The 26,696-nt window shown below is 65.5% G+C and carries 29 protein-coding genes; 18 read left to right on the top strand and 11 right to left on the bottom strand.

The features are described 5' to 3' along the window. Positions 1-70: 70 nt before the first annotated feature. From BM190_RS12930 to BM190_RS12920, 3 genes are all read right to left on the bottom strand, one after another. Positions 71-292, bottom strand: coding sequence for a hypothetical protein (locus BM190_RS12930; RefSeq protein ID WP_018318313.1), 222 nt, complete (start codon positions 290-292; stop codon positions 71-73). 57 nt (positions 293-349) lie between these two features. Further along, positions 350-574 (bottom strand): hypothetical protein, encoded by a 225-nt coding sequence (locus tag BM190_RS12925; RefSeq protein ID WP_018318312.1) that lies wholly within the window; start codon positions 572-574, stop codon positions 350-352. A 102-nt stretch (positions 575-676) separates the two neighbouring features. Further along, positions 677-1,594 carry a LysR substrate-binding domain-containing protein gene (locus BM190_RS12920; RefSeq protein WP_177237057.1) on the bottom strand — a complete coding sequence of 306 codons (918 nt, stop codon included), beginning with the start codon at positions 1,592-1,594 and terminating at the stop codon, positions 677-679. A gap of 268 nt (positions 1,595-1,862) precedes the next feature. Between BM190_RS12920 and BM190_RS12915 the strand changes: the two genes are divergently transcribed. The 3 genes from BM190_RS12915 to BM190_RS12905 all read left to right on the top strand — a co-directional run bounded on the left by BM190_RS12915 (position 1,863) and on the right by BM190_RS12905 (position 3,686). Next, positions 1,863-2,642 carry a sulfite exporter TauE/SafE family protein gene (locus tag BM190_RS12915; protein ID WP_092255035.1) on the top strand — a complete coding sequence of 260 codons (780 nt, stop codon included), beginning with the start codon at positions 1,863-1,865 and terminating at the stop codon, positions 2,640-2,642. After that, positions 2,639-2,869, top strand: a complete 231-nt coding sequence (locus tag BM190_RS12910; protein WP_092255032.1) for a hypothetical protein — start codon at positions 2,639-2,641, stop codon at positions 2,867-2,869. Before BM190_RS12915 ends, BM190_RS12910 begins: the two co-directional genes overlap by 4 nt. Before the next feature lie 118 nt (positions 2,870-2,987). Further along, positions 2,988-3,686: a glutathione S-transferase family protein gene (locus BM190_RS12905; protein ID WP_177237056.1), complete on the top strand. Its 699-nt coding sequence runs from the start codon at positions 2,988-2,990 to the stop codon at positions 3,684-3,686. A 92-nt stretch (positions 3,687-3,778) separates the two neighbouring features. Here BM190_RS12905 and BM190_RS12900 read toward each other — a convergent pair whose 3' ends face one another. Next, entirely contained in the window at positions 3,779-3,976 is a 198-nt protein-coding gene (locus BM190_RS12900; protein WP_092255026.1) for a cysteine-rich CWC family protein, read from the bottom strand. Between the two features lie 114 nt (positions 3,977-4,090). On the opposite strand from BM190_RS12900, the gene BM190_RS12895 reads away from it, so the two are divergent. From BM190_RS12895 to hmuQ, 3 genes are all read left to right on the top strand, one after another. Beyond that, a complete protein-coding gene (locus tag BM190_RS12895) occupies positions 4,091-5,647 on the top strand; it encodes a DUF1800 domain-containing protein (protein ID WP_092255022.1) in 1,557 nt (518 codons plus the stop codon). Positions 5,648-5,649: 2 nt separating this feature from the next. After that, on the top strand, positions 5,650-6,864 hold the full coding sequence (locus tag BM190_RS12890; RefSeq protein WP_092255019.1) for a DUF1501 domain-containing protein: 1,215 nt from the start codon (positions 5,650-5,652) through the stop codon (positions 6,862-6,864). Between the two features lie 86 nt (positions 6,865-6,950). Beyond that, on the top strand, positions 6,951-7,274 hold the full coding sequence (gene hmuQ / locus BM190_RS12885; RefSeq protein ID WP_018318304.1) for a heme-degrading protein HmuQ: 324 nt from the start codon (positions 6,951-6,953) through the stop codon (positions 7,272-7,274). A gap of 74 nt (positions 7,275-7,348) precedes the next feature. On the opposite strand, the gene BM190_RS12880 is transcribed toward hmuQ, so the two are convergent. The 6 genes from BM190_RS12880 to BM190_RS12860 all read right to left on the bottom strand — a co-directional run bounded on the left by BM190_RS12880 (position 7,349) and on the right by BM190_RS12860 (position 11,217). Beyond that, positions 7,349-8,290, bottom strand: coding sequence for an aldo/keto reductase (locus BM190_RS12880; RefSeq protein ID WP_092255017.1), 942 nt, complete (start codon positions 8,288-8,290; stop codon positions 7,349-7,351). A gap of 252 nt (positions 8,291-8,542) precedes the next feature. Then, on the bottom strand, positions 8,543-8,998 hold the full coding sequence (locus tag BM190_RS12875) for a GNAT family N-acetyltransferase (protein WP_092255014.1): 456 nt from the start codon (positions 8,996-8,998) through the stop codon (positions 8,543-8,545). 71 nt (positions 8,999-9,069) lie between these two features. Further along, entirely contained in the window at positions 9,070-9,876 is an 807-nt protein-coding gene (locus BM190_RS12870) for a PAS-domain containing protein (RefSeq protein WP_092255011.1), read from the bottom strand. A gap of 129 nt (positions 9,877-10,005) precedes the next feature. After that, positions 10,006-10,161, bottom strand: coding sequence for a hypothetical protein (locus tag BM190_RS12865; RefSeq protein WP_092255007.1), 156 nt, complete (start codon positions 10,159-10,161; stop codon positions 10,006-10,008). A 72-nt stretch (positions 10,162-10,233) separates the two neighbouring features. Beyond that, positions 10,234-10,410 carry a hypothetical protein gene (locus tag BM190_RS40375; protein WP_018318299.1) on the bottom strand — a complete coding sequence of 59 codons (177 nt, stop codon included), beginning with the start codon at positions 10,408-10,410 and terminating at the stop codon, positions 10,234-10,236. Between the two features lie 156 nt (positions 10,411-10,566). Then, positions 10,567-11,217, bottom strand: a complete 651-nt coding sequence (locus BM190_RS12860) for a glutathione S-transferase family protein (RefSeq protein ID WP_018318298.1) — start codon at positions 11,215-11,217, stop codon at positions 10,567-10,569. Positions 11,218-11,823: 606 nt separating this feature from the next. Here BM190_RS12860 and BM190_RS12850 point away from each other — a divergent pair. The 7 genes from BM190_RS12850 (at position 11,824) to BM190_RS12820 (ending at position 19,941) form a co-directional block, all read left to right on the top strand. After that, positions 11,824-13,026: a pyridoxal phosphate-dependent aminotransferase gene (locus tag BM190_RS12850; RefSeq protein ID WP_092255902.1), complete on the top strand. Its 1,203-nt coding sequence runs from the start codon at positions 11,824-11,826 to the stop codon at positions 13,024-13,026. Positions 13,027-13,192: 166 nt separating this feature from the next. Beyond that, a complete protein-coding gene (locus BM190_RS12845) occupies positions 13,193-13,672 on the top strand; it encodes a DUF992 domain-containing protein (RefSeq protein ID WP_018318295.1) in 480 nt (159 codons plus the stop codon). A gap of 209 nt (positions 13,673-13,881) precedes the next feature. Next, the gene (locus BM190_RS12840; protein ID WP_018318294.1) at positions 13,882-15,930 is read left to right on the top strand and encodes an elongation factor G; all 2,049 of its coding nucleotides are present in this window, start codon (positions 13,882-13,884) and stop codon (positions 15,928-15,930) included. 306 nt (positions 15,931-16,236) lie between these two features. Beyond that, positions 16,237-16,509, top strand: coding sequence for a helix-turn-helix domain-containing protein (locus BM190_RS12835; RefSeq protein WP_026201995.1), 273 nt, complete (start codon positions 16,237-16,239; stop codon positions 16,507-16,509). A 95-nt stretch (positions 16,510-16,604) separates the two neighbouring features. Beyond that, positions 16,605-18,347: a SulP family inorganic anion transporter gene (locus BM190_RS12830; RefSeq protein WP_092255004.1), complete on the top strand. Its 1,743-nt coding sequence runs from the start codon at positions 16,605-16,607 to the stop codon at positions 18,345-18,347. Positions 18,348-18,417: 70 nt separating this feature from the next. Continuing rightward, positions 18,418-19,257, top strand: coding sequence for a shikimate dehydrogenase (locus BM190_RS12825; RefSeq protein ID WP_092255001.1), 840 nt, complete (start codon positions 18,418-18,420; stop codon positions 19,255-19,257). A 57-nt stretch (positions 19,258-19,314) separates the two neighbouring features. Further along, entirely contained in the window at positions 19,315-19,941 is a 627-nt protein-coding gene (locus tag BM190_RS12820; protein ID WP_092254998.1) for a hypothetical protein, read from the top strand. 119 nt (positions 19,942-20,060) lie between these two features. On the opposite strand, the gene BM190_RS12815 is transcribed toward BM190_RS12820, so the two are convergent. After that, positions 20,061-21,197, bottom strand: coding sequence for an alpha-hydroxy acid oxidase (locus BM190_RS12815; protein ID WP_018318289.1), 1,137 nt, complete (start codon positions 21,195-21,197; stop codon positions 20,061-20,063). A 116-nt stretch (positions 21,198-21,313) separates the two neighbouring features. Between BM190_RS12815 and BM190_RS40370 the strand changes: the two genes are divergently transcribed. The 5 genes from BM190_RS40370 (at position 21,314) to BM190_RS12790 (ending at position 26,631) form a co-directional block, all read left to right on the top strand. Beyond that, positions 21,314-21,481 (top strand): hypothetical protein, encoded by a 168-nt coding sequence (locus BM190_RS40370; RefSeq protein ID WP_162832259.1) that lies wholly within the window; start codon positions 21,314-21,316, stop codon positions 21,479-21,481. A 220-nt stretch (positions 21,482-21,701) separates the two neighbouring features. Continuing rightward, positions 21,702-23,045 (top strand): phosphoglucosamine mutase, encoded by a 1,344-nt coding sequence (gene glmM / locus BM190_RS12805; protein ID WP_028140521.1) that lies wholly within the window; start codon positions 21,702-21,704, stop codon positions 23,043-23,045. A gap of 288 nt (positions 23,046-23,333) precedes the next feature. Continuing rightward, positions 23,334-24,581, top strand: coding sequence for an MFS transporter (locus tag BM190_RS12800; RefSeq protein ID WP_177237055.1), 1,248 nt, complete (start codon positions 23,334-23,336; stop codon positions 24,579-24,581). A gap of 226 nt (positions 24,582-24,807) precedes the next feature. Then, positions 24,808-25,635, top strand: coding sequence for an outer membrane protein (locus BM190_RS12795; protein WP_091958410.1), 828 nt, complete (start codon positions 24,808-24,810; stop codon positions 25,633-25,635). Between the two features lie 168 nt (positions 25,636-25,803). Further along, positions 25,804-26,631: an outer membrane protein gene (locus BM190_RS12790; RefSeq protein ID WP_018318284.1), complete on the top strand. Its 828-nt coding sequence runs from the start codon at positions 25,804-25,806 to the stop codon at positions 26,629-26,631. The last annotated feature ends 65 nt before the right edge of the window (positions 26,632-26,696 follow it).

Genomic DNA, 26,696 nt, shown 5'->3' with positions numbered 1-26,696 from the left:
CCTCCCGATAAAGGGCGAATGACCGTCCTCATGCAGCCTGCTGACAGCAGGTTGGCAGCAGGGGTCGGCCTCACGCCGCCGGCCCGTCGTCGTCACCCGCCTGATATGGCTTGAGAACGTCGAGATGGATGCCGCCGCAATCGGTGCAGCGCATGGTCCAGTACTCGCACCCCGCGCGGCCGCCGATCACGCGGAGCACCGAAAGATCGCCGTGGCATTCCGGGCAGTTGGACAGCACATTGCGGGCGTAGATTCTCGGCCGCGGCGTGTCTTCGATTTCGATGACTGACATGACCCGGTTCCCCCTTTGACGCTGCGCTGCCCCTGGTTCGCTTGCCGTCCGGATCGCTTATTCGTCGTCGCTGTCGGCCCGGCGGCGGAAGCGGTCGATGTGGTGCTTGGCGTCGGCGATCGCGGCGTTCTGATCGGGCCAGGCGAAGCCGACTTCCATCGCCGGAAACAGCACGCCGTCGATGGCGACGGGGCTGAGATCGGCGCGGCGGATGCGGGCGTGCCAGAGGCCTTTGCCAGCCTCGAAGGATTCAATGTCAAAGCCGTCGTAAAGGGTCGTCATTCTTGTCGGTCCCACGTTTCTTTTCGGAGGGTCAGGGGACCACGTTTGCGGATTCCGGAATGTGAAGTCGTTCACAAGCGGCAGGCTTTTTTGCCTCCGGCGTCAGTTCCGCGCGGCGACACGGCCCGTCCGCTTGACGGGGCGGGCGGCGGGTTCCGAGGCCGCGCGCATGATCCAGCGGCGGAACGCGGCAAAGTCGCGATGCTCGGTTTGAAAGCTGCGATAGAGCAGGTACCAGCGCATGCCCTTGGGCACCGAGAGGTCGAACGGGGCGACCAGCCGGCCGGCGGCAAGGTCGTCGTCGATATAGGGGCGGATACCCATGGCGATGCCGAGCCCGTCGGCGGCGGCCTGCAGTGCCTGGCCGTAAAATTGGAACTCCGGCCCGCGCGGATTGATGCGGGTGAGGTTCGCGGCTTTCAGCCAGATCGGCCAGTCCTCCGGCGAATGTTCGACGCGGATCAGGCTCGGTCCCTTCAGGTCGGCCGGCCGCTTCAGGCCGCTCGCAAGACGGGGCACGCAGACGGGCGTGAGATCGCCGGCGAACAGGGGCTCGGCGACCAGGCCAGGCCAGTCGCCGGTGCCGAGCTTGATGCCGCAGCTCCAATCCTCGCCGAACGGGACCGACGCGCCGCCGGTGGTAAAGCGCACCTCGATGTCGGGCTCTTCGCTGCGAAACTCCGACAGGCGCGGGATCAGCCAGCGCATCGCAAAGGTGTGGCCGACGCCGATCGTGAGCACGCGGACGCTTGCCGGCGCCGTCACCTGCGCGGTGAGGCTAGCCAGCGCATCGAAGATCGGCGTCAGGCCGCCTTGATAGGCGCGGCCGGGCTGCGTCAGCACCAGGCGATTGGCCTTGCGCTCGAACAGCGCGACGCCGAGCCGCTCTTCCAGGAGATGCACCATGCGGCTGACGGCGGCCGCCGACACGCTCAGCTCGAGCCCGGCCGCAGCAAAGCTGCCGGTCCGCGCCGCCGCCTCGAATGCCTTGATGCCGTTGAGAAACAGCAGACGCCGCAAAGGCCCAACCCTCAGGAAAGCTGATGCCAGGCCAAGATAACTCAGTTTGCGCGGAAGGAGCAAGCGAGGCACGTTCTCCTCGCCTCTCCCCGCGCGCGGGGAGAGGCCGACGCGCAAAGCGCGGCGGGTGAGGGGGAGTCTCCGCGAGTCCATCTACCACCGTGATTGCGGAAGCGGCCCCTCACCCCACCCTCTCCCCGTAAGAACGGGGCGAGGGAGTGAAGCAGTCTGCGTCCCTTACGATGAGCCACCACCGGAGATTCCCCACGTGACGCCCATCATGATCGCTGCCCTCGGATTGCTGATGGTCGCCACCGCGTTCCTGTCGGGGCTGTTCGGCATGGCGGGCGGGCTGATCCTGATCGGCGTGCTGCTGGCGCTGATGCCGCTGCCGACCGCGATGGTGCTGCATGCGATCACGCAGATGGCCTCGAACGGCTGGCGCGCATTTCTGTGGCGCGCGCATATCCGCTGGCGGCCGGTCGCGAACTATATGGTCGGCGCTGCTGTCGCGCTGGCGGCCTGGTCGCTCACCCGCTACGTGCCTGATAAGCCGATGGCGCTGCTGCTGCTCGGCGTTACACCGTTCATGGCACGGCTGTTGCCCGCCAACATCAAGCCGGATCCGGACCGCCTCTGGCAGGGCACCGTTTATGGCACGATCTGCATGGGCTTGATGCTGATGACCGGCGTGTCGGGGCCACTGCTCGACACCTTCTTCCTCGGCGGCGATTTCGGCCGGCGCGAGAAGGTCGCGACCAAGGCGATGTGCCAGCTCGTCAGCCATTTCACCAAGCTGATCTATTTCGGCGGCATCATCGACCAGGCGGCGAGCCTCGATCCCGTGCTCGCCGGCGTCGCCATCCTTGCCTCGATGCTCGGCACCACGCTGGCGCGGCGCATCCTCGAAGCCATGACCGACCAGCAATTCTTGGCCTGGTCGAACAAGCTGATCACCACGATTGCCTGCTACTACATCGCCTATGGCGGCTGGCTCATGGTTCGCACGCCAGTGCTGGCCGCCTTCGACAAGGGAGGTTTGCAATGAACGAGACTGCCGATCCCCTGGTGCTGGACTTCGTCGAATGGGTCGCGCGCGAGCCGCGCGCCTATGCCGAAGTGATCGCGACCTGGAAGACCTCGTGCCCGCGCCTCACCATCTGGGAAGATGCCACTGAGCGCGGCTACGTCGCGCGCGAGACGCTGCCCGGTCTCGGGCTGGTGATCGCGGTCACCGAGGGCGGCGAGAAATTGCTGCGAAACAACGGGCGCTAACTCTCGCCACATCGTCATTGCGAGCGTCAGCGAAGCAATCCAGAATGTCGCCGCGCGGCAGGCTGGATTGCTTCGTCGCAAAGGGCTCCTCGCAATGACGGAGCCAGTGGAGGCGCCTTTGTCACTCAAACTCTACGAACTCGTCGGCACCGACGCCTCGCGTCCCTTCAGCCCGTATTGCTGGCGCACGCGGATGGCGCTGGCGCACAAGGGCCTCGCGGCGGAATCGCTGCCCTGGCGCTTCACCGAGAAGGGCGCGCTTTCGCCGCACGGGTCGGAGAAGGTTCCGGTGCTGCTGCACGATGACAGACCGGTCGTCGACTCCTGGACGATCGCGACCTATCTCGAGGACAATTTCCCGGACCGTCCGTCGCTGTTCGGCGGCGAGGGCGGCTGCGCCATGGCGCGCATGATCAACGCCTTCGGCGACATCGCCGTGGTCGGCGGCATCTTTCCGCTGATCGTTGCCGACATCCCGAAAAATCTCGCCGAGATCGATGCCGCCTATTTCCGCAAGTCGCGCGAGGCGCGCTTCGGCGGCAAGAGCCTGGAAGCGGTCATGGCAAGTCGCGACACCGGCGTGGTCGCCTTCCGCAAGTCGCTCGAGGTGATGCGCCAGACGTTGAAGAAGCAGCCCTTCATCGGCGGCGCCGCGCCGAACTACGCCGACTACGTGGTGTTCGGCGGCTTCCAGTGGGCGCGCGTGGTGAGCCCGTTCAAGCTGCTCGAGACGGACGATCCGGTATATGCTTGGCGCGAAAAGCTGCTCGATGCATTCGACGGCATGGCGCGGAAATCGCCGGGGCATGAGGTGTAAGTTTCGCCGGGCGGATCTTGTAGGGCAGGCAAAGGCGCATAGCGCCGTGCCCAGGCAAATGAAAATGGTGGGCACGCTGCGCTTTGCCCACCCTACGATACTGCCGCCTCCGCCGCCTTGCGCAAGCACTCCCGGCACAGGCAGTCTTCGCCCTCGACCGGCATCGGCAGCTTCGCGGTTTCCTCCGCGCACCAGCAGGTGCCCGAGAGGTCGCAGCCGAACTCAGTACCGCAGCGCGCGCAGGCGAGGCGGCGCGGTTCCGGTGATGCGGATTCTTTCGGATTTGTCATGATTTACGTCGAAGCTTCGCCGTGATTTTCATGTCGGGTTCATCGGTCGCTGCGGTATATTAGGCGTCGCGCGCGGACTCCGAAAGCGGCTCCCGACACGCGAAGGACAAATCGATGGCCCGCGATTCGCAAGCCGCGCTCGTCGCGCTCAACCGTTTTGGCTTCGGCGCCCGCGGCGGCGCCTCGGGCGATCTCATCAACGCAGCCTCCGATCCTCGCGGTTTCGTGAAGGCAGAGCTGGTCCGTGCGAGTGGGGTGTTGCTGGAGGCGCCCGGTCTGCAATCGACCCAGCAACTCGGGCAGGCCGTCTTCGCCTATCAGGATCAGGTCAGGCAGGCGCGCGAAGCGGCGAAGGCCGCCGCGCCCGCCGAGACGCAGCCGCCTGCGCCGAGTGAACCGAAGCCCGGGCTCCGCCGCAATCTCTCGCTGAATGCGGCAGCAACGGAAGTCGCCGGCCAGATGACGGAAGCCAAGCCGGCGGACAATGCGGCAAAGCCGGACGCGATGCAGCCCAATGCGGCTGCACCGCCGGCGGCCAAGCCGGCCCCGCAGCCGCTCAACGTCATCCAGAAGACCTTCCGCAGCGAAGCGCTGGCGCGCCTGCAGCGCGCGACGCTGGCCACCTGCGGCTTCACCGAGCGTCTCGTCGCGTTCTGGTCCAACCATTTCTGCATTTCCGCGACCAAGGGTGAGCTGGCGCGGATCTGGGCCGGCGCGTTCGAGCGCGAGGCGATCAGGCCGCATGTGCTCGGGCGCTTCGCCGACATGCTGAAAGCGGTCGAGCAGCATCCGGCGATGCTGTTCTTCCTCGACAACCAGCAATCGCTCGGCCCGGATTCGCGCGCAGGCCAGAACCGCAAGCGCGGCCTGAACGAAAATCTCGCGCGCGAGATCATGGAGCTGCACACGCTCGGCGTCGGTGGCGGCTACACGCAGGAGGACGTCACCTCGCTCGCGCGGATCATCACCGGCTGGACCTTTGCCGGAAGGCAGGGGCAGCTCGGCACACCCGGCTCCTTCGTGTTCAACACCAATGCGCACCAGCCCGGCGCGCAGATGTTGCTCGGCAAGAGCTACGAGGCGACGGGCCTTGCGCAAGGCGAAGCCGCGCTCGCTGACATCGCGAGCCATCCGTCGACCGCGAATTTCATCGCCACCAAGTTCGTCCGCCATTTCGTCGCCGACGATCCGCCGCCGGGATTGGTGGCGCGGTTGCGCGAAATCTTCGTCAAGACCGACGGCGACCTCAAGGCGCTTGCCACGGCGCTGGTTGATTCCGACGAGGCGTGGAAGGCGCCGCTGACCAAGTTGCGCTCGCCCTATGATTTCCTGGTCGCGAGCGGCCGGCTGCTCGCGCGCGTGCCGGAGGATCCAGGCGCCTATCTGAACAATCTCAACCTGCTGGGACAGCCGCTGTGGTCGCCGGCCGGCCCCAATGGTTTCCCCGATACCAGCGCCGCATGGGCCGCGCCTGAGGGCATGAAGCTCAGGCTCGATATCGCCGCGCAGATGGGCGCACGGCTCGGGCCCAACATCGATCCGCTGGATCTGCTGGAATTCGCAGCGGCGGATGCGGCCTCCATCGAGACGCGCCGGACCATCGAGCGCGCGGAGTCGCGCCAGCAGGCGCTGGCGCTGCTCTTGATGTCGCCGGAAATGCAGAGGAGGTGACGATGGACTGCACCGAGAACCGGCTCCTCACCTCGCGCCGCAGTCTCCTGCTCGGCGGCGCCTCGTTCGCGGCCTGGGCTTATTTGCCGAAATTCGCGCGCGCGGCCGATGGGCACGATCCCCGGCTGATCGTGGTGATCCTGCGCGGCGCGCTCGACGGTCTTGCGACCGTCGCGCCGATCGGCGACCCCGATTATGCCGGCCTGCACGGCTCGATCGCGCTCACTTCTGACGGCGCGCATCCCGCGATCATGCTGGATTCCTTCTTCGCGCTGCATCCGGCGATGCCGGAATTTGCGCGCATGTATCGCGACCAGCATGCCGCGGTGATCCATGCCGTGGCGACGCCTTATCGCGACCGCTCGCATTTCGACGGCCAGGACGTGCTCGAAAGCGGCTATGCCGGTCCCGGCCGCGTGCAGTCCGGCTGGCTCAACCGCGCGCTGGAAGCGCTGCCGCGCGGCGAGCGCGTATCGAGCGCTCTTGCGGTCGGGCCCACCACGCCGTTGGTGCTGCGCGGCAACGCGCCGACCGTCGGCTGGGCCCCGGTGGCGCTGCCGCAGGCGGATGACGACACCGCGATGCGCCTCGTCGATCTCTACCGTCATCGCGATCCCGCGCTGGCGATGGCCTTGTCGCAAGGCCTTCAGCTCGACAAGGCCGCGAGCGGAGACGACATGAAACCGAAACCCGGCAATGCGGTGGCGCAGATGCGCCAGGTCGCGCGCGGCGCGGCCAAGCTGATGGCGGCGGACGATGGCCCGCGCATCGCCGCGCTCGCCTTCGATGGCTGGGACACCCATGCCAATGAAGGCGGCCCCGTGGGGCGTCTCGCCTTCCTGCTCGGCGGGCTCGATGGCGCGCTCGCCGAATTCCAAAGCGGTTTGGGGGAGCGCTGGCGCGACACCGTCGTCGTCGTCGCCACGGAGTTCGGCCGCACCGCGCGCATCAATGGCACCGATGGCACCGATCACGGCACCGGCACGATCGCGCTGCTCGCCGGCGGCGCCGTGAAAGGCGGACGCGTGATCTCCGAATGGCCGGGCCTCAAGCTCGCGAACTTGTATGAAGCTCGCGATCTCAAGCCGACCACCGATCTGCGCTCCGTGATCAAGGGCGTGCTGCAGGGCCAGTTCGGTCTATCCGATCGCGTGCTGGCCGAGACGGTGTTCCCGGATAGTGCGGGAGTACGGCCGATGAAGGGATTGGTCGCCTAACCCCACGCGCCGTCATTCCGGGCCTGCGCCTTGCGGCGCATCCCGGAATGACGAGATAATGGTGCAGCATCAGGAGAACCATCCCCATGTACATCGCCATGAACCGCTTCCGTGTCGCCAAGGGCTCCGAGGCCGCTTTCGAGCAGGTCTGGCTCGGCCGCGATACGCATCTGGACAAGGTGCCGGGCTTCGTCGAATTCCATCTGCTGCGCGGACCCGAGCTCGAGGACCACACGCTCTATGCCTCGCACACCGTGTGGGCGAACCATGCCGCGTTCGAGGCCTGGACCAAGTCCGAAGCGTTTCGCGCTGCGCACCACAAGGCAGGCGACAACAAGCCGCTCTATCTCGGCCATCCCCAGTTCGAGGGCTTCGAGGTGATGCAGACCGTGGGACGCGGCGCGAAGTAGCGCGCCGCGCCGGCCTTTGTTTGTCTGAGCATGATCTTTCCGGAAAACCGCTGCACACTTTTCCGGATCATGCTCTAGCCCAGCGTGATCCTGTCGATCTCCGCCATCTCCTCCGCGCTGAGCTGCCAGGCGATCGCCTTGACGTTCTGCTCGATCTGCTCGACGCGGGTGGCGCCGGCAATCACGCTTGATACTTGCGGGCGGGCGGCGAGCCAGGAGAAGGCGAGCTCGAGCATGCTGTGGCCGCGGGCCTTGGCGAAGGCCTGGAGCTTCTCGACGATATCCTCGTTGCGCGGCGTGACGTAGCGGTCGCGCAGCCGCTCCACCTTGCCGAAGCGGGTATCATCGGGCGCGGCCTCGCCCTTCCGGTATTTGCCGGTCAGGAGGCCGCTTGCGAGCGGGAAAAACGGCAACAGGCCGAGCTTGTATTCCGTTGCTGCCGGCAGCAGGTCCTTTTCGATGTCGCGCACGACGAGCGAATATTCGTCCTGGCACGACACGAAGCGGCTGACATTCATCGCGCGCGCGACGTACTCGGCTTCGGCGACGCGCCAGGCCGGAAAGTTGGAATTGCCGATGTAGCGGACCTTGCCCTGGCGGACGAGATCGTCGAGCGCGCGCAGGCTCTCCTCGATCGGCGTCAGCGGGTCATAGTCGTGCTGCTGGTAGAGATCGATGTAATCGGTCTTCAGCCGCTTCAGGCTCGCCTCTACCGCCTCCATGATGTAGCGGCGCGAGGCGCCCTGCTTGGTTCCGTCCTCCGCCATCGGCTTGGAATATTTCGTCGCCAGCACGATGTCCTTGCGGCGGTCGCCCAGCACAGCACCGAGCACGGTCTCCGAGCCGCCCATGTTCGAATAGATGTCGGCGGTGTCGAACAGCGTGATGCCGAGATCGAGCGCGCGATGGATCACCTTGCGCGAGGTCTCCAGATCCGTGCGCTGGCCGAAATTGTTGCAGCCGAGCCCGACCGCGGACACGCGAAGGCCGGAGGCGCCGAGATTGCGAATTTCCATGGGAGATCCTGTCAGAGAGAGCAGCCACGCATTGTGACCATCGTGCGCCGCAGCAGCAAGGCGCGCGCCGCGCTGCTGCCATGCTGACAAGGCGGACAAAAAAATGCGGCCCCTGTCAGACGCGGCGACTGACGGTGACCGCTTGGGGCGCTTGATCGGTGACGGGGGGCCAGATCAGACGCAGGCACAGCGTAGTCCCGCTATGTTACGCGGGGGTGACAGCGGGAGTTATCCACAGGGTGCGGATGGGGATCAGAACAGCTTGCGATAGACGATGAAACCGGAACGCTCCGCGACCTTGTCATACAAGCGCTGTGCCGTGAGATTGGTCTCGTGCGTCTGCCAATAGACGCGCGGCGATCCCGCCAATTTCGCCCGCTCATACACGCCGTGGATCAGCGCCGAGGCGACGCCCTTGCCGCGCGCGGCTTCCAGCGTGAACAGGTCCTGCAGATAGCAGGACGGCTCGATCGCGGTGGTGCTGCGATGAAACAGGTAGTTCGTCATGCCGAGCAGCCTGCCGTCGCTCTCGGCGACCAATCCATGCACCGGCTCATAGGCATCGAAGAAACGCTGCCACGTCATCGCAGTGATCTCGCCCGCCAGCGCGGTCGGGCCAGAGCGGCCGTAGAAGGCGTTATAGCCGTCCCACAGCGGCAGCCATTGATCGTAGTCCTGCCTGGTGACGGCGCGAATGGTGAGCGACATGTGGATTTCCTGCGATCGATGGGACGTCCTTCATACGTGATGACGGGCGTGCCGATCAATCGCCAGTCGCATCACTCCGCGGCGCGCAGATGCCGGATCAGCCTGCGGCCCGTGGGATCGCGCAGCGAGCGGTAGTAGTCGGCGCGCGAGGGCGCATCGGTGTGGCGCACGAGATCGGTCACCGGCGTGTAGCTCAGCATACGTCCGCCATCGGGCAGGGCGTTGCAGACGAAGCGCAGCACCTCGCCGTTGCGCAAGGCGATGTTGATCGGCGTGGCATCGCCGATCCGCACCATCTCCATGCGCTGGGCGATGAAGGTGCCGAGCTCGTCTTCGGGCAGCTCGAACGCGCCGGTGTCGCGGCTGTGATACATCAGCGCGATGAAGGGCGGCTTGCCGTCGGCGATCTCGTCCGGCACCGCAAAATAGTCGCGGAAGGCGCGGTTGATGAATTCGGCCCGCGTCTCGGCATCGAGCAGCACGATGCCGATATCGACCTGATCGAGCGCGGCCGACAGCCGCGCGGCCGTGGCGTGGCTCTGCCGTTCGGCCGCGACCGTACCGAGCAGCCGCTCGCGCATCAGGCCGGTGATGCCGGCGGTGGCGGCAGCCGTGATCGCCATGAGGCCGAGCGGGATCAGATCGGCACTGGTGGCGCCGGAAACGCCGTGGCGGCCGAGGAGGAGCAGCGTCGCACCGATCACCGCGACGGCCGCGCTGGCGATGGCGGAGGCGAGACCCGACAATGCGCCGGCGAGCGCCACGATGCCCACGAGCAGCGGCGCGGGCGAGGGGATGAAGCGATCGAAGTGCATCGTCAGCAGCAGGGCTGCTGCCGTCAGCGCCGGACCGGAGATCGCACGCCATCCGAACCGCATGGACCCGTCTCGCTCCTCCCGAACCGAGGTAACGTCGCAACACTGGCTGATCGTTGCGCCACCGCGATACGTTTTCCTGCGGTGTGTTTAAGGTCCGCTTGCGTGCAAGCTTCAGGTTTTCGGATGATTTTAGACCAAGTGGGCGTGCTTGAGGGGCTGTTGCAGCGCCGGCGCATTCAGCGTCGAAATCCCCGGGCCCTTGCGCGTGACGACAATCAACAGCGACGCCGCGACCAAAATGGCCGCAGTCAGTGTGATTGCAACGACTACCACAGGTGATTTCATCGACGTCCCGCGCGATGCCTGAAGGCGCGAGGCACACGGCGCCTTGAAGGCTGGACCAGGATGAAACGGGAATCAGACCGGCAGGCCCATCGCCATGGTCGCCTTGGTCGACAGCACCGTCAGGGTGACGATCAGGCACAGCGATAGCGCGGCGACGGCGAGCGAGGCCGCGACCGCGTTGGTCAGCCGGGAAGACGCTACGGTAGCGGGATGGCCCTGAAAGCCTGCCGTGCCGGACGCCCGTATCATGGTCTAAATCCTTCAACGCGCGAGCGAATCACCCGCGACTTTCCACAATTTCCCAGTTTCAACCGGCAATATTGCGGCGGCTATCGCGCGGAAAATGGCGGGATTGCGGCGAACGTCACCTTTGTACCCGCTATTCGCCGGAGGGCAGGGGCGCGCTCAGGCACCGGCTGCAATGCTGGCGGGGTCGTCGACGTCGGCCGGCCGCCAGTCCATCGACACGAAGCCCGGCGCAGCTTCCACCCGCTTCAGCCAGTCGCGGATCGCCGGGAAGGCCTGGAGGTCGAAGTCGCAGCGGTCGGCGAGGTGGGTGTAGCCGTACAACGCGATGTCGGCGACCGTGAGCTGGCGCGCGGCGAAATAGGCGTTGGTCTTGAGGTGGTTCTCCATCACCTGGAGCGCGCCATAGCCGCGCTCCATCCAGTCCTCCAGCGAATGGGTCTGGAGGTCGCGCCCGCCCTTGACCAGCGACAGCCAGAAATAGGCGGCGCCGATGTTCGGCTCCAGCGCGTGCTGCTCGAAGAACATCCATTGCAGCGCCTCGGCGCGGTCGATGCGGTTCTCGGGCGCGAGCGGGGTGCCGACGGCGACGTACCAGAGGATGGCGTTGGACTCGGCGAGAAAGCGGTCGTCGCCGACCTCGAGCAGCGGCACCTGTCCCGACGGGTTCTTGGTCAGAAAGTCCGGCGTGCGGCTCTCGCCGCGCAGAATGTCCACCTCGATCGCTTCGTAGGGCACGTTGAGCAGCGCCAGCGCAAGGCGGACCTTGTAGCTGTTGCCCGAGCGTTGCATCGAATAGAGCTTGTACATTCTGAGAATGATTCCGGAAGACGGGGAGGCACTGCGCTCGTCGCCACGCGAGGCGGCTAAACAATGATGCCGATGCGAATCCGCCGCAAGGGCCGGCCAATAGAAAAACTCGAAATCCCTACCGCACTGCAGCGCTGCGGAAGATCATTTCCGCGCGACGATGCAAATCAGATCACGCTTGCGTCAGCATGCGCGCGCTTGGCTCGCGCGATTGTGCGCAGGGCGAGCGATTGGGGGAGAGCGCCGTCATCAATCCAGTGCGCCGGGCATCGACGTTCTTCGTGCCGGGGCGAGGCGTGGATGGCCGGGAAACAGGCGAGCAGAAGCGACGCCGTCGTTCGGACGGCTATGCCCGGCCATGACGGCGCTTCAGCACGCAACACGCAAAATTGCTCCGAGGACAAGCCTTCCGGGATATGAGCGATTCGCGCGGTAAAGTTGCGGAAAATTGCTGGAAATCGCGGCTTGAACCGCTCCAAATCCGTAAGTTTTTCCGAGATCGGGCCGAAGTTTCTTGCGGCGCAGCGGCACACGTTTTAGGGTATCTCATTCCCACAATCAGAGTCGTGAGGCCTAGGGCTTTTCGACGCTTGTCAGGAGATGACGATGTCCTTCCTTGCCGCTGCGCTCGACCGTGTGAAGCCGTCCGCGACCATCGCGGTCACGGATAAAGCACGCGCGCTGAAAGCGGCGGGCCGCAACGTCATCGGTCTCGGTGCCGGCGAGCCCGACTTCGACACGCCCGCCAACATCAAGCTGGCTGCGATCCGCGCCATCGAGGCCGGCAAGACCAAGTACACCGCGGTCGACGGCATTCCCGAGCTGAAGGAAGCCATCATCGCCAAGTTTCAGCGCGAGAACGGCGTTGCCTACAAGCCGAACCAGATCATCGTCGGCACCGGCGGCAAGCAGGTGCTGTACAACGCGCTGATGGCGACCATCAATCCGGGCGACGAGGTGATCATTCCCGCGCCGTACTGGGTCAGCTACCCCGAGATGGTGGCGCTCGCCGGCGGCGAGCCGGTGCCGGTGGTCTGCACCGCCGCGACCGGCTTCAAGCTCCAGGCCGAGGCGCTCGAGCGCGCGATCACGCCGAAGACCAAATGGGTGATCCTGTGCTCGCCGTCGAACCCGACGGGAGCCGCCTACACGCGTTCGGAACTGAAGGCCCTCACGGACGTGCTGGTGAAGCATCCCCATGTGTGGGTGATGACCGACGATATGTACGAGCATCTCGTCTATGACGACTTCCAGTTCACCACGGTCGCGCAGGTCGAGCCGAAACTTTACGATCGCACGCTCACCGTGAACGGCGTGTCGAAGGCCTATTGCATGACCGGCTGGCGCATCGGCTATGCCGGTGGCCCCGCGCAGCTGATCAAGGCGATGTCGACGATCCAGTCGCAGTCGACCTCGAACCCGTCCTCGATTGCGCAATGGGCCGCGGTGGAAGCTCTGAACGGTCCGCAGGACTTCATCCCCGCCAACAACAAGGTGTTCAAGGAGCGGCGCGACCTCGTCGTCTCCATGCTCAACCAGGCCAAGGGCATCGAATGCCCGCGTCCCGAAGGCGCCTTCTACGTCTATCCGTCCTGCGCCGGCACGATCGGCAAGACCGCGCCGTCCGGCAAGGTGATCGACAATGACGAGACCTTCGTCACCGAGCTCCTTGAGACCGAAGGCGTCGCGGTGGTGCAGGGTTCGGCCTTCGGCCTTGGCCCGGCCTTCCGCATCTCCTACGCGACCAAGACCTCGGATCTCGAAGACGCCTGCAAGCGCATCCAGCGCTTCTGCGGTAATTTGCGCTGATCGCGTCGCGATGAACGATCGGAAAGGCCCGCCTCGGCGGGCCTTTTTGTTGTTTGCACGCCAATCCCTCTGCACGATCTGGCCCGGCCACGCCTGTTGTGGCATAGACGCGCAAAGCGAGTGGGGCGCTCTCTGCTCGCATCCCTTCATCGCCGGAGATATTTTTATGCGCCGTTCGTTCATCTTCGCCGGGCTCGCCGCCGCCAGCCTCGTTGCCTCTAGCGTGGGCGGCAGTGCACAGCAGCGGATGGCGCGGGTGGGCGTGCTCGAATGCCGCGGCGGCGCCAGCGTCGGCTTCATCGTGGGATCGGTGACCCATCTCGGCTGCGTGCTGCGCGCCGACGGTCTGCCCGACGATCGTTACGTCGCGACCATCCGCAAAGTCGGTCTCGACATCGGCATCACCCAGGAGACGGCTTTGGCGTGGGGCGTGTTCGCGCCCGTCGACCGGCTCGGCCCCGGCGACCTCTCGGGCAATTATGCCGGCGCGCAGGGCAGCGCCTCGGTCGGTGTCGGCTTGGGCGGTAACGTGCTGGTCGGCGGCTCCAACAATTCGATCGCGCTCCAACCGCTCAGCGTGCAGGGACAGGTCGGCCTCAACATTGCCGCCGGCCTCGAGAGCCTGGAACTTCGTCCGGGCCGTTGACGCCCGACGACGGTGTTTGCTGCTTTCATCTCTCCTCGCCGGGGAGAGGTGGAACACGCGGCCGACAGCCGTACTCGCCGCGTTAAGACCTAATCCAGCCGACGACGCACCGCAGCGACGTTTGATGCTTGCCAAATCTCGGGGACGGGCAGAGCATCTGCGGTTGCCGACCCAATCATGGGCCGAGCTCCACACCAAGGAGGCGGCGAATGGGACAAGACGTCAGAAGTCCCCGAGGTCCACGGTGCATCGCGCTGGTGGGCCCTTTCCAAAGCGGTAAAACCACACTTCTCGAAGCAATACTGGCGCGAACGGGCGCAATCCCGCGTGCCGGCAGTGTCGACGCCGGAACTTCCGTCGGCGACGCTGCGCCCGAGGCCCGTCATCACAAGATGACCGTCGGGCTCACTGCCGCCACCACGAGTTTCATGGGCGACAGCTACACCTTCCTGGATTGTCCCGGTTCCGTCGAGTTTGCCCACGACATGCGCGCCGCGCTGCCTGCGGTCGATGCCGCGATCGTGGTCTGCGAGGCCGACGAGAAGAAGCTGCCGCAGCTTCAGATCATCCTGCGCGAGCTGGAGGAGCTGAAGATCCCGCGTTTCCTGTTCCTCAACAAGATCGACCGCGCGAGCCAGCGCATCCGCGAGTCGCTCGCAATGCTGCAGCCCGCCTCCCGCGTGCCGCTGGTGCTGCGCCAGATCCCGATCTGGAAGGACGAGCTGATCGAGGGCTTCGTCGATCTCGCGCTGGAACGCGCCTTCATCTATCGCGAGCACAAGGCCTCCGAGGTGGTCGCGCTAGAAGGCGGCAATCTCGACCGCGAGAAGGAAGCCCGCTTCTCGATGCTGGAGAAGCTCGCCGATCACGACGATGCGCTGATGGAGCAACTGCTCGAGGACATCCAGCCGCCGCGCGATGCCGTGTTCGACGATCTCGCCCGCGAATTGCGCGAGGGACTGATCTGCCCGGTGCTGCTGGGCGCTGCCGCGCGCGAGAACGGCGTGCTGCGTTTGATGAAGGCGCTGCGTCACGAGGCACCGGGCATTGCGGAGACCGCAAAACGTCTCGGTGTGCCCGAGACCAGGGACGCGCTCGGCTTCGTGTTCAAGACACTGCATTCGCAGCATGGCGGCAAACTGTCATTGACGCGGCTGCTCGCCGGCCATCTCGACGACGGCGCCACGCTGCAATCCGCTTCCGGAGGCGCGGGCCGCATCTCCGGCATCCTCGCCGTCAACGGCGCCTACGACACCAAGCGTGCCGCGGCCGAAGCCGGCGACACGGTGGCGCTCGCCAAGGTTGATCCGATCAAGACCGGCGACACGGTCTCGAGCGGCAAGACCCCGCCAGCGGCGCTCGCGGTCTCGGAGCCGACGCCGCCGGTGCTCGCGATCTCGGTTGCGGCCACCGACCGCAAGGACGACGTCAAGCTCGGCCAGGCGCTGACGCGGCTGCACGAGGAGGATCCCTCGCTCGTCATTGTGATGAACGCCCAGACCCACGACACCGTGCTGTGGGGACAGGGCGAGATGCACTTGCGCGTTGCCAGCGAGCGGCTGCGCGACCGCTTCGGCGTCAAGATCACCTCGCATCCACCCGCCATCGGTTATCAGGAGACCATCCGCAAGCCGATCGTCCAGCGCGGTCGCCACAAGAAGCAGTCCGGCGGCCACGGCCAGTTCGGCGACGTCGTGCTCGACATCAGGCCTTTGCCGCGCGGCGAGGGCTTCAAGTTCGCCGAGAAGGTTGTTGGGGGCGCGGTTCCGCGCAACTACATCGGCGCGGTGGAAGAAGGCGTCGTCGACGGATTGACGCGCGGTCCGCTCGGTTTCCCCGTCACCGATGTGCAGGTGACGCTGACCGACGGCTCCTATCACAGCGTCGACTCTTCAGATCTCGCCTTCCGCACGGCGGCGCGGATCGGACTCAACGAGGGCCTGCCGCATTGTCAGTCGGTGCTGCTGGAGCCGATCCACGTGGTCGAGATCGTCTGTCCGACCGACGCCACCGCCAAGATCAACGCGATCCTGTCGGCGCGGCGCGGCCAGATCCTCGGCTTCGACACGCGTGACGGTTGGAGCGGCTGGGACAGCGTCCGTGCCATGATGCCGGAAGCCGAGATCGGCGAACTGATCGTGGAGCTGCGCTCCGCCACCGCCGGCGCCGGCAGCTTCACCCGCACGTTCGACCACATGGCCGAAGTCACCGGCCGTGCCGCCGACCAGATCATCGCCGCGCATCAACACGCGGCGTGATCAAGCTGGCTTAGTCAGAGGCGCACGCTCTCGCACCCTCTCCCCGCTCTTCGCGGGGAGAGGGTGGGTGAGGGGCCGTCTCTACGCGTGCGGCGTTTCAAGTGATCGCGCCCCAACCGCAAAAGCGAAGCAATCCAGAGAGTCGTGCCGCGGCAGGATTCTGGATTGCTTCGTCGCAAGGGTCCTCGCAATTACGGCGGCGTAGCTGGGCAAGGGCAACCTCTTGCCTTCAGCCCGATATGATGTATTTTACATCATTGTACACGTCTCAGATATCATTTATAAGTGCTGGTAAGTGAGGCCAAGGTGATCACGTCGTTCCAGATGCGGGCAGCCCGCGCGCTGCTCGGCATTGACCAGAAAACCCTGGCCGAGCTCGCCGGCGTTTCGCTGCCGACCATCCAGCGGATGGAGGCCAGCACCGGTAATGTGCGTGGCGTGGTCGAGACCCTGATCAAGGTGGTCGAGGCGTTCGACCGGGCCGGCGTCGAGCTGATCGGCGAGCAGGTCCGCAGCGACAGCGGCGGGCGTGGCGTCCGCCTGAAGGAGCCCGGGCCGCCGCGCCGGGTGGGGGCTTGATCTTGCGGGTCTTGCCCGGAGCAGACTGAACCAACGCACCGTCGCGTCCGGATCGCGGCCGCACGATGCGGTGGAGCATTGTGGGGCAGCGGAGCATGAGCATCACAAGCGATCACGCAAGCCGGCTGCACCAGCTGCGTCAGCCGACTTTTGCCGAACTGTATCTGCCAAAGCTCGTCACCGTCTGGCGTGAAGGCTACGGCGTCGCGGACTTCCGCGCCGATGTCTTCGCGGGCCTGACGGTTGCGATCGTGGCGCTGCCGCTGTCGATGGCGATCGCGATCGCCTCGGGCGTGACGCCGGACCGCGGTCTCTACACCGCTGTCGTCGGCGGCTTCATCGCCTCGCTGCTCGGCGGCAGCCGGTTCCAGATCGGCGGACCCGCCGGCGCCTTCATCGTCCTGGTTGCAGCGACCGCGGAGCGTCACGGCGTTGACGGCGTCATCCTCGCCACCCTGATGGCGGGCGTGTTCCTGATCGCTGCGGGCCTGCTCCGGGTCGGCACCTACATCAAGTTCATTCCCTATCCGGTCACGGTCGGATTCACCGCCGGCATCGCCGTGATCATCTTCGCCAGCCAGCTCCGCGATCTCGGCGGGATCACGCTTGCGGGCAAGGAGCCCAGCGAGTTCGTTCCAAAGCTGGTCGCGCTCGCCGGCGGTCTCAACACCATCAATCCATCCGCCGTCGCGGTCGCGATCGTCAGCATCGCCATCATCGCGGCCTTGCGGATCTGGCGGCCGTCCTGGCCCGGCATCCTGATCGCGGTCGTGATCGCGGCCGTTGCGTGTGCCGTGCTGTCGCTGCCGGTGGAAACCATCGGGTCGCGCTTCGGCGGCATTCCGCGCGAATTGCCGTCACCGGCGCTGCCGGCGTTCTCGGTCGCGAAGGCGAGCGCCGTGCTGCCGGATGCGATCGCGTTCGCGCTGCTGGCCGCCATCGAATCGCTGCTGTCGGCGGTGGTGGCCGACGGCATGACCGGGCGCCGTCACCGCTCCAATTGCGAGCTGGTGGCGCAAGGCGCCGCCAATATCGGCTCGGCGCTGTTCGGCGGCATCTGCGTCACCGGCCTGATCGCGCGGACCGCGACTAACATTCGCGCCGGTGCGCGCGGGCCGCTGGCCGGAATGCTGCATTCCGTGTTTCTGCTGCTGTTCATGCTGATCGCGGCGCCGCTCGCAAGCTACATTCCGCTGGCGGCGCTCGCCTCGGTGCTGGTCGTGGTGGCCTGGACCATGGCGGAGAAGCACGAATTCGCCACGCTCCTGCGTTCGTCATGGGGCGACGCCGTCGTGCTGCTCGCGACCTTCCTGCTGACGATCTTCCGCGATCTCACCGAAGGCATCCTGGTCGGCTTTGCGCTCGGCGCCGTGCTGTTCATCCATCGCATGGCGGAGATGACGGGGATCGAGGAACGCTCGCCGCTGGTCGCCGGCGATCGTCCCGACGACGGCAATGGCGATCGCGTTCGCTACGATCCTGCGCTTGCGGTCGATCGCGACGTGCTGGTCTATCGCATCACCGGCGCGTTCTTCTTCGGCGCGGCCTCCGCCATCGGAGGCGTGCTCGACGAGGTCGCCGACAGGCGCAAGGCCTTCGTGGTCGATTTCGCCGCGGTGCCGTTCCTGGATTCGACGGCGGCCAACGTGCTGGGCCGCGTCGCCGCCAAGGCGCACCGCCAGGGCATCCGCCTGTTCATCACGGGGGCTTCGCCCGCTGTCCGCCGCGCGCTGCTCACCCATGGCGTGACGCCGCCGCGGGCGCGCTATCGCCAGAGCCTCGACCGCGCGATCGCCGACATCAAGGGCCGGGCGGCCGACGAGGCTGCGGCGGACTAGCGACGTCCGCACGCTTGACAGGCCCCACGGGACGCGAAATGGATCGCCTCGGAAACGACCCGAGGGAAAGATGACCGCGCCCAAAGCTCCTGCAGCCTGTCTGATCGGATGGCCGGCCGCGCATTCGCGCTCGCCGCTGATCCATCATTACTGGCTGCGCACGCTCGGCATTGCCGGCGGCTATGTCATCGAAGCGGTTCCGCCCGAGGATCTCAGGGATTTCGTGCTGCGGCTGTCGCTGCGCGGCTTCGTCGGCGCCAACGTCACCATCCCGCACAAGGAAGAGGTGCTGGCGCTGTCGGCGCCCGATGCGCGCGCCAAGGCCGTCGGCGCGGCGAACACGCTGTGGTTTGCCGACGGCGAGCTGCGCTCGACCAACACCGACGTCGAAGGTTTCATCGGCAATCTCGACGCCAGCGCGCCCGGTTGGGATGCCTCCGAGGAGGCGCTGGTGCTCGGCGCCGGCGGCTCCTCGCGGGCGGTCGTGTTCGGCCTGCTCGAGCGCGGGATCAAGCACATCCATCTTGCCAATCGCACCATCGCGCGGGCCGAGACGCTGGCAAGACAGTTCGGGCCGAACGTGCGTCCCGTGACGTGGGACGGGATCGACGACGTGCTGCCGCGCGCAAAACTTCTCGTGAACACGACCTCGCTCGGCATGCACGGCCAGCCCTCACTCGATGTTGATGTCGCGCGCCTGCCGCAGGCGGCGGTGGTCGCCGACCTCGTCTATGTCCCGCTGGTGACGCCGCTGCTCGCCGCCGCAACGGCGCGTGGCCTGAAGACGGCAGACGGGCTCGGCATGCTGCTGCACCAGGCGGTGCGCGGTTTCGAGCTGTGGTTCGGCCGGCGGCCGGAGGTCACGGCCGAGCTGCGGGCGCTGGTCGAGGCCGATCTCACAAAGACTTGAGAGAATAGCACGCGTCGTCCGGAGTTCTCCATTCCTGGGGGACAATCGGAGACCGTCATGTCTGTTCAACGTGCAACTTTCACACGTCCGCTGATCGCCGTCGCGATGGTGGCCGCTTCCACCCTCTATGCCTACGCGCAGAGGGCACCGGTGCCGACGCGCGTGCGCGGCACGATCGAAAGCGTCAATGGTGACACGATGCAGGTCAAGTCGCGCAGCGGTGAGGACGTCAAGCTACGCATCGCTCCCGACGTGAACGTCTCGGGGATTACCAAAATTTCACTCGCCGACATCAAGGTCGGCTCCTTCGTCGGCGCCACCACGGTGCCCGGACCGGACGGCGGCCAGAACGCGGTCGAGGTCCACGTGTTTCCGGAGAGCATGCGCGGCACCGGCGAGGGCTCGCGGCCCTATGACCTCAAGCCGAATTCGAGCATGACCAACGCCACGGTGTCGGAGAGCGTGGTCGGCAATGACGGCCATACGCTGCTGGTCAAGTACAAGGACGGCGAGAAGAAGGTGTTCGTCGCCGACAACACGCCGGTGGTGACCTTCGTGCCGAGCGACAAATCCGAGTTGAAGCCCGGAGCAAAGGTCATCGCCTTCATGAAGCAATTGCCCGACGGCTCGTTCGAGACCAACCGCGTCAGCGTCGGCCGCGACGGCCTGACGCCGCCGATGTGATGAGAAAACAAACGTAAGGTGGGCAAAGGCGCGTCAGCGCCGTGCCCACGTCTTCCTCACGTTGCGCACATTGGTGGGCACGCTTACGCTTTGCCCACCCTACGGCACCGCCGCTGCCGTCACATCGCGATGACATGATCGTCGATCTCGTCGATCCGGTTGACGCCGCACAGGCCCATGGTGGTGAGCAGCTCCTTCTGGATGATGTCGATCGCCTTGGCGACGCCGGCCTGGCCGCCGGCACCCAGGCCGTAGGCATAGGCGCGGCCGAGCATGCAGGACTTTGCGCCGAGCGCGAGCGCGCGCATCACGTCCTGGCCGGAGCGGATGCCGCCGTCGAACATGATCTCCATCCTGTCACCGACCGCATCGGCGATCTCGGGCAGCACCTCGATCGAGGACGGCGCACCGTCGAGCTGCCGGCCGCCATGGTTGGAGACGACGAGCGCCTGCGCGCCGGTCTTGGCGGCTTCCTCGGCGTCCTCGACGTCGAGGATGCCCTTGATGACGAGCTTGCCCGGCCAGATGCTGCGGACCCACTCGACGTCCTTCCAGTTCAGCGAGGTGTCGAACTGCGAGGCCGTCCATTCGGCGAGGCGATTGAGATCCTCGGTGTTCTTTACGTGGCCGGCGATGTTGCCGAAGGTGCGGCGCTTGCCCTGCAGCACGCCGGAGACCCAGCCGGGCTTGCTGGCGAAATCCAGCAGCTTCGACAGCGACCATTCGGGGGGCACCGTCATGCCGTTCTTGATGTCGGCGTGGCGCTGGCCGATCACCTGGAGGTCCACGGTGAGCACCAGCGCGCTGCACTTGGCCGCGATCGCGCGCTGGATCAATTCCTTGATGAAGCCGCGGTCCTTCATGACGTAGAGCTGGAACCAGAACGGCTTCTCGACATTGGCGGCGATGTCCTCGATCGAGCAGATCGACATGGTCGATTGCGTGAACGGGATACCGGCGGCCTGCGCGGCGCGGCAGGCATAAATTTCGCCGTCGCCATGCTGCATGCCGAGCAGGCCGACGGGCGCGAGTATCAGCGGCATGGTCGAGGGCTCGCCGAGGATCGTGGTCGAGGTGTCGCGCTTGGAGACGTCGACCAGGATGCGCTGGCGAAACTTGATCGCCTGCATATCCTCGCGGTTGGCGCGCAGCGTCTCCTCGGCATAGGAGCCGCGATCGCAATAGTCGAAGAACGCCTTCGGCACGCGGCGCTTATGCAGCGTGCGAAGATCGTCGATACAGGTGATATGTTTCATGATCGTTCCCCGGCCCGTCTTCTACCAAGAGTCTTGCATCGGAAGATTTCGGGGTCATCTAGCATGGTTGGATGCACAGCCAAATCCGTTTGCAGACCGTTTTGCAGGAGGGCGCCATGACGAAGCCGCACGCTGGACCTTCGCCGGAAGAGATCAAGGAGAAGCGTGATCTCGAGGAAGCCCTGGAAGAGGGTCTGGAAGAGACCTTTCCGGGCTCCGATCCCGTCAACGTCACCCAGCCGGCGCCGAGCCGCGGCGATGGCCACGTCAAGCGCAGCGATTAAATCGGGTTCCACCCCGACCGGCGCCATGGGTAGGAAATATAATGTTAACAAGACGTTGTCGGAGCGGCGGCGCCCCGGTTCCGTAATGATTCATCATATTTTTTGAAGCCAAGTTAGCCCCATAGGCATTATAAGACGTTTAGCAAATCAGGGATGCGGGTCCCGTTCGGGCAGCCCGTGGTTGTAGAGGGGATCCCCTGGTTGTTGCTCGGGGGACGATATGAGTCGCAAATATTTCGGGACGGACGGGATTCGGGGCCGCGCTAACGGACTGATCACGCCGGAGCTCGCGCTCAAGGTCGGCCAAGCCGCAGGCCTTGCGTTTCAGCGCGGTGATCACCGCCACCGGGTCGTGATCGGCAAGGACACCCGCCTGTCCGGCTACATGATCGAATACGCGATGGTCGCCGGCTTCACCTCGGTCGGCATGGACGTGCTGCTGGTCGGCCCGATGCCGACGCCGGCGGTTGCGATGCTGACCAAGTCGATGCGCGCCGATCTCGGCGTCATGATCTCGGCCTCGCACAATCTGTTCGAGGACAACGGCATCAAGCTGTTCGGCCCGCAGGGCTTCAAGCTGTCCGACGACGTCGAGCGGCAGATCGAGCAGCTGCTCGACGAGCCCATCGACAAGCGGCTGGCACAGAGCGCGAGCCTCGGCCGCGCCCGCCGCATCGACGGCGTGCATGACCGCTACATCGAATTCGCCAAGCGCACGCTGCCGCGCGACCTCTCGCTCGACGGCCTGCGCGTCGTGATCGATTGCGCCAACGGCGCCGCCTACAAGGTGGTGCCGGAAGCGCTGTGGGAGTTGGGCGCCGACGTTGTGCCGATCGGCGTCGAGCCCGACGGCTTCAACATCAACAAGGATTGCGGCTCGACCTCGCCGGAAGCACTGTCGCGGAAGGTGCGCGAGATGCGCGCCGACATCGGCATCGCGCTCGACGGCGACGCCGATCGCGTTATCCTGGTCGACGAGCGCGGTCATGTCGTCGACGGCGACCAGCTCCTGGCGGTGATCGCGCAGAGCTGGAAGGAAGACGGCCGCCTGTCGCGGCCCGGCATCGTCGCCACCGTGATGTCCAATCTCGGCCTCGAGCGTTTCCTGAAAGGGCAGGGGCTCGATCTGGTCCGCACGCCGGTCGGCGACCGCTACGTGCTCGAGCAGATGCTGAACGGCGGCTACAATCTTGGCGGCGAGCAGTCCGGCCACATCATCCTGTCCGACTATGCCACCACCGGCGACGGTTTTGTCGCTGCGCTGCAGGTGCTCGCGGTGGTGCAGAAGCTGCGCCGTCCCGTGTCGGAAGTCTGCCACCGCTTTGATCCGCTGCCGCAGATCCTCAAGAATGTCCGCCACAAGGGCGGCAAGCCGCTCGATGATTCCGACGTCAAGTCTGCGATCTCCGACGGCGAGAAACGGCTCAACGGCCACGGCCGTCTCCTGATCCGCTCCTCCGGCACCGAGCCGGTGATCCGCGTCATGGGCGAGGGCGAAGACCGCATCCTGGTCGAGGACGTCGTCGACACCATCGTCTTCGCGCTCGGCCAGGCGGCGGCCTGAGGTCCCAAGCACCCTGCCGTAGGGTGGCAAAGCGAAGCGTGCCCACGCTTCTGTGGCCGTATCGAAGGATCGTGGGCACGGCGCAAGGGCGCCTTCGCCCACCCTTTTCATGGCGAGATCCAGACCTTCATGGTGAGGAGCCCGTGAAAGCGGGCCTCTTGAACCATGCAGGTCGCGCTGCTCGCGGCAGAGCGCGCGCATTCCAGCCATTTGCGATTGGCGGTGGTTCCATCGCGCGTTGCATCGTACCTACGAGGTCGCGGCAATCTGCCGCGCCGGGATGCTGCATTGAACAAGCCTGTTGTCGTCTCAGAGGAAACGCTGACCGAGCCCGTCGTCGTCGCTGACGTGGCACCCGCCGCCAAAGCGGCCGGGCCGGCCTATGTCGTGCTCGCCGGCATCAGCTTCTCGCACTTCCTCAACGACACCATGCAGTCGCTGATCGCCTCGGTGTATCCGATCCTGAAGGACACCTACGCGCTCGACTTCGCGCAGATCGGCATGATCACGCTGGCCTTCCAGTTTACGGCCTCGCTGCTGCAGCCGGTGGTCGGACATTACACCGACAAAAAGGCGCAGCCTTATTCGCTGGCGGTCGGCATGGCCTCGACCTTCTTCGGCCTCCTGCTGCTCAGCGCCGCGCACCAATATCTCGTCATCCTCGTCGCCGCCGCGCTGGTCGGTCTCGGCTCGGCGGTGTTTCACCCCGAATCCGCGCGCATTGCGCGGCTCGCCTCCGGCGGCCGCTACGGTTTCGCGCAATCGGTGTTCCAACTCGGCGGCAGTTTCGGCACCTCGATGGGGCCGGTGCTGGCGGCGTCGATCGTGGTGCCGTTCGGGCAGGGCAGCATCGCCTGGTTCTCCTCAATCGCCTTCCTCGCGATCCTCATCCTCTGGCGCATCGGCCGCTGGTACGCGCCGCAGATCAAGGCGAAGAAGACAGCGGCGGTTCAGGCCCATCCCGACGCACCGAGCTCGCGCCGCGTCGCCGTCGCGCTGCTCGTGCTGGTCGCGCTGCTGTTCTCGAAACAGCTCTACGTCTCGAGCCTGTCGAGCTATTACATCTTCTACCTGATCGATCGGTTCGGCGTGTCGACGCAGGCAGCGCAGATCTATCTCTTCATCTTCCTCGCGGCTAACGCGGTCGGCGCGTTTCTGGGCGGTCCCTTGGGCGATCGCTTCGGCCGCAAGATCGTGATCTGGATCTCGATCCTGGGCGCGCTGCCGTTCACGCTGGCGCTGCCCTATGCCGGGCTCGTCGGCAGCGCGGTGCTGTCAGTCATCATCGGTCTGATCATCTCCTCGACGACGTCGTCGATCATCGTGTTCGCGCAGGAGCTGGTGCCGCACAGATTCGGCATGATCTCCGGCGTGTTCTTCGGCGTTGCGTTCGGCATCGGGGGCCTGGGCGCCGCCGTGCTCGGCAAGCTCGCCGACCACACCTCGATCGAGTTCGTCTACCAGGTCTGCGCCTACCTGCCGGCGATCGGCCTGCTTGCGGTGTTCCTGCCCAAGCTGCCGCGGCACGCGCGTTAACGGATTCTCTCCCGCTGCACTGCGGCTTTACACATCGTTAGCAATTGCGGCGCCAGGCGCTGCAATTTTGCAACGCTTCTCATCCGTGCGCGCGAGCAGTCAGGAAAAATCAACCTTAAAAATTAGGGTTAAGTGGCGCTTAAACATTTGCTGGCATCGTCCGCTCCGTGAGTTTCCAGAACGTGAGGCCTGCGTATTTGCCTCACCGGCCAAAAGGACGAAGCCAATGCGTAGCGTTAAGTCTCTCCTTGCCGCGGGTGCGGCAACCCTGATCTCGTCGATGGCGTTCGCTGCCGATATGCCGATCGCGGCGCCCCCTCCCATGTACGCGCCGCCGGCTCCGCCCGCGGACTTCGGCGGCTGGTATCTGCGCGGCGACATCGGCATGACCAACCAGAGCGCCAAGCGCATCGATAGCGCCCTGCCGGCCGGCTATTCCAAGACGACGGAGGGGCTCGGCTTCGACTCGGCGGGGCTGTTCGATCTCGGCGTCGGCTATCGCTTCAACAACTGGTTCCGCGCCGACGTGATCGGCCAGTATCGTGGCAAATCCAATCTGCACGGCAGCGACAACGTCGTTGGACCCGGCTTCGTCGGCGTCAACAACTACAGCGGCAGCAAGTCCGAGTGGGTCGTGATGGCCAACGCCTATGTCGACCTCGGCACCTGGTGGTGCATCACCCCGTTCATCGGCGCCGGTGTCGGCGGCTCCTACAACAAGATCAGCGGCTTCCGCGACGACGGCGTGTCCTACAACCCGCTGCTCAACAACAGCGTTGCCTACTTCGCCGATAACGGAAAGTGGAACCTCGCCTGGGCCGCTCACGCCGGTCTCGCCTACAAGGTCAATCCCGGATTCACCGTCGAACTGGCCTACAGCTACATGAACCTCGGCGACGCCGCGCCCGGCAATTACCGCTTGTTCGACAACAGCGCCTCCGGCCCGACCTCGATCAAGGTCAAGGAGCTCACCTCGCACGACATCAAGCTCGGCGTGCGCTGGGATCTCAGCAGCCCGCCGGTCTACGCGCCGCCGCTCGTCACCAAGGGCTGATCGATACTTCGATCGGTTAGGACTTCTTAACGGCGCGGGATTCATCCCGCGCCGTTTTGCTTTGCGTATTTTTCATGGCGAGTAGCGATGAAGGCGGCGGGCGCAACCATTGGTTAAGGTTAACGAGCCATGATCACGATGACAGTTCGAGTTCGATGGAGCGTTGCGATGCGTGGCCTTTTGTTGGCGGCGGCGATGTTGGGGACGGTGTCTGCCGCGCATGCGGCCGATATGCCCGATCTTCCCATCCTGCGCGGCAGCTTCACGGACGGTCTCACCCGGTCCAGCGTCAACTGGCAAGGCTCCTATATCGGAGCCCAGGCCGGTTATGGTTCGTCCGACGAGAACTTCAACGGCTCGACCAGCAACATGATGGCTGCCCTGTTGGCGGATACGTTGATCGAGAGCTCGATGGGCGTGTCTCAGTGGAATCTCGGACTGGGCAAGGCCTCGCAGCGCACCACCGGTTACGGCGCCTTCGTCGGATACAATGCGCAATGGGACGACGTCGTCCTCGGTCTCGAAGTGAGCTGGCTGCACGGCAGGTTCGGAGGATCGTCGTCGGCCAGCGAACGGCGCGTCAGCCCCACTGCACTGTCCGACGGCAATTTCCATGATGTCACGGCGACGTCGACCTCTTCGATCAGCATCAGCGACATCGGGACGTTCCGCGGTCGCGCCGCCTACGCATGGGGATGCTTCCTGCCCTACATGTTTGCGGGGCTCGCGCTCGGTAATGCCGACATCGTTCGCACCGTCAGCGTGCAGGACCGCGTGAGCGCGACCCAGCTCGGGGTCTACACGCCGCTGGCGCCGTTGACCTCGACCGATGCCCAGCACAATCACCTGATCTACGGCTACACCGCCGGTCTCGGCGTCGACGTCAATCTGGTCGGCGGCTTGTTCATGCGCGCGGAGTACGAATATATTCGCTTCACTTCCCAGGTCGACACCAGCATCAACACCGTCCGCGCCGGTCTCGGCTACAAGTTCTGACGGGACCGCGCTGCGCCGCGGTTGACAGCTCGCTTGCGTCCTGATGCTCTGTCGCTCCAAAGCGG

The organism is Bradyrhizobium sp. Rc3b (assembly GCF_900114915.1).
GTDB lineage: Bacteria > Pseudomonadota > Alphaproteobacteria > Rhizobiales > Xanthobacteraceae > Bradyrhizobium.
The sequence above is the reverse complement of the archived record's forward strand: the minus strand, read 5'-3'. Positions and strand labels throughout refer to the sequence as shown.

Bases quoted from the DNA above. Each gene is read 5' to 3' on its own strand.
- BM190_RS12930 (WP_018318313.1), bottom strand. From the start codon at position 292: ATGTCAGTCATCGAAATCGAAGACACGCCGCGGCCGAGAATCTACGCC.
- BM190_RS12925 (WP_018318312.1), bottom strand. From the start codon at position 574: ATGACGACCCTTTACGACGGCTTTGACATTGAATCCTTCGAGGCTGGC.
- BM190_RS12910 (WP_092255032.1), top strand. From the start codon at position 2,639: ATGAACGAGACTGCCGATCCCCTGGTGCTGGACTTCGTCGAATGGGTC.
- BM190_RS12900 (WP_092255026.1), bottom strand. From the start codon at position 3,976: ATGACAAATCCGAAAGAATCCGCATCACCGGAACCGCGCCGCCTCGCC.
- BM190_RS12895 (WP_092255022.1), top strand. From the start codon at position 4,091: ATGGCCCGCGATTCGCAAGCCGCGCTCGTCGCGCTCAACCGTTTTGGC.
- BM190_RS12890 (WP_092255019.1), top strand. From the start codon at position 5,650: ATGGACTGCACCGAGAACCGGCTCCTCACCTCGCGCCGCAGTCTCCTG.
- hmuQ (WP_018318304.1), top strand. From the start codon at position 6,951: ATGTACATCGCCATGAACCGCTTCCGTGTCGCCAAGGGCTCCGAGGCC.
- BM190_RS12880 (WP_092255017.1), bottom strand. From the start codon at position 8,290: ATGGAAATTCGCAATCTCGGCGCCTCCGGCCTTCGCGTGTCCGCGGTC.
- BM190_RS12875 (WP_092255014.1), bottom strand. From the start codon at position 8,998: ATGTCGCTCACCATTCGCGCCGTCACCAGGCAGGACTACGATCAATGG.
- BM190_RS12870 (WP_092255011.1), bottom strand. From the start codon at position 9,876: ATGCGGTTCGGATGGCGTGCGATCTCCGGTCCGGCGCTGACGGCAGCA.
- BM190_RS12865 (WP_092255007.1), bottom strand. From the start codon at position 10,161: ATGAAATCACCTGTGGTAGTCGTTGCAATCACACTGACTGCGGCCATT.
- BM190_RS40375 (WP_018318299.1), bottom strand. From the start codon at position 10,410: ATGATACGGGCGTCCGGCACGGCAGGCTTTCAGGGCCATCCCGCTACC.
- BM190_RS12860 (WP_018318298.1), bottom strand. From the start codon at position 11,217: ATGTACAAGCTCTATTCGATGCAACGCTCGGGCAACAGCTACAAGGTC.
- BM190_RS12850 (WP_092255902.1), top strand. From the start codon at position 11,824: ATGTCCTTCCTTGCCGCTGCGCTCGACCGTGTGAAGCCGTCCGCGACC.
- BM190_RS12845 (WP_018318295.1), top strand. From the start codon at position 13,193: ATGCGCCGTTCGTTCATCTTCGCCGGGCTCGCCGCCGCCAGCCTCGTT.
- BM190_RS12840 (WP_018318294.1), top strand. From the start codon at position 13,882: ATGGGACAAGACGTCAGAAGTCCCCGAGGTCCACGGTGCATCGCGCTG.
- BM190_RS12830 (WP_092255004.1), top strand. From the start codon at position 16,605: ATGAGCATCACAAGCGATCACGCAAGCCGGCTGCACCAGCTGCGTCAG.
- BM190_RS12825 (WP_092255001.1), top strand. From the start codon at position 18,418: ATGACCGCGCCCAAAGCTCCTGCAGCCTGTCTGATCGGATGGCCGGCC.
- BM190_RS12820 (WP_092254998.1), top strand. From the start codon at position 19,315: ATGTCTGTTCAACGTGCAACTTTCACACGTCCGCTGATCGCCGTCGCG.
- BM190_RS12815 (WP_018318289.1), bottom strand. From the start codon at position 21,197: ATGAAACATATCACCTGTATCGACGATCTTCGCACGCTGCATAAGCGC.
- BM190_RS40370 (WP_162832259.1), top strand. From the start codon at position 21,314: ATGACGAAGCCGCACGCTGGACCTTCGCCGGAAGAGATCAAGGAGAAG.
- glmM (WP_028140521.1), top strand. From the start codon at position 21,702: ATGAGTCGCAAATATTTCGGGACGGACGGGATTCGGGGCCGCGCTAAC.
- BM190_RS12795 (WP_091958410.1), top strand. From the start codon at position 24,808: ATGCGTAGCGTTAAGTCTCTCCTTGCCGCGGGTGCGGCAACCCTGATC.
- BM190_RS12790 (WP_018318284.1), top strand. From the start codon at position 25,804: ATGCGTGGCCTTTTGTTGGCGGCGGCGATGTTGGGGACGGTGTCTGCC.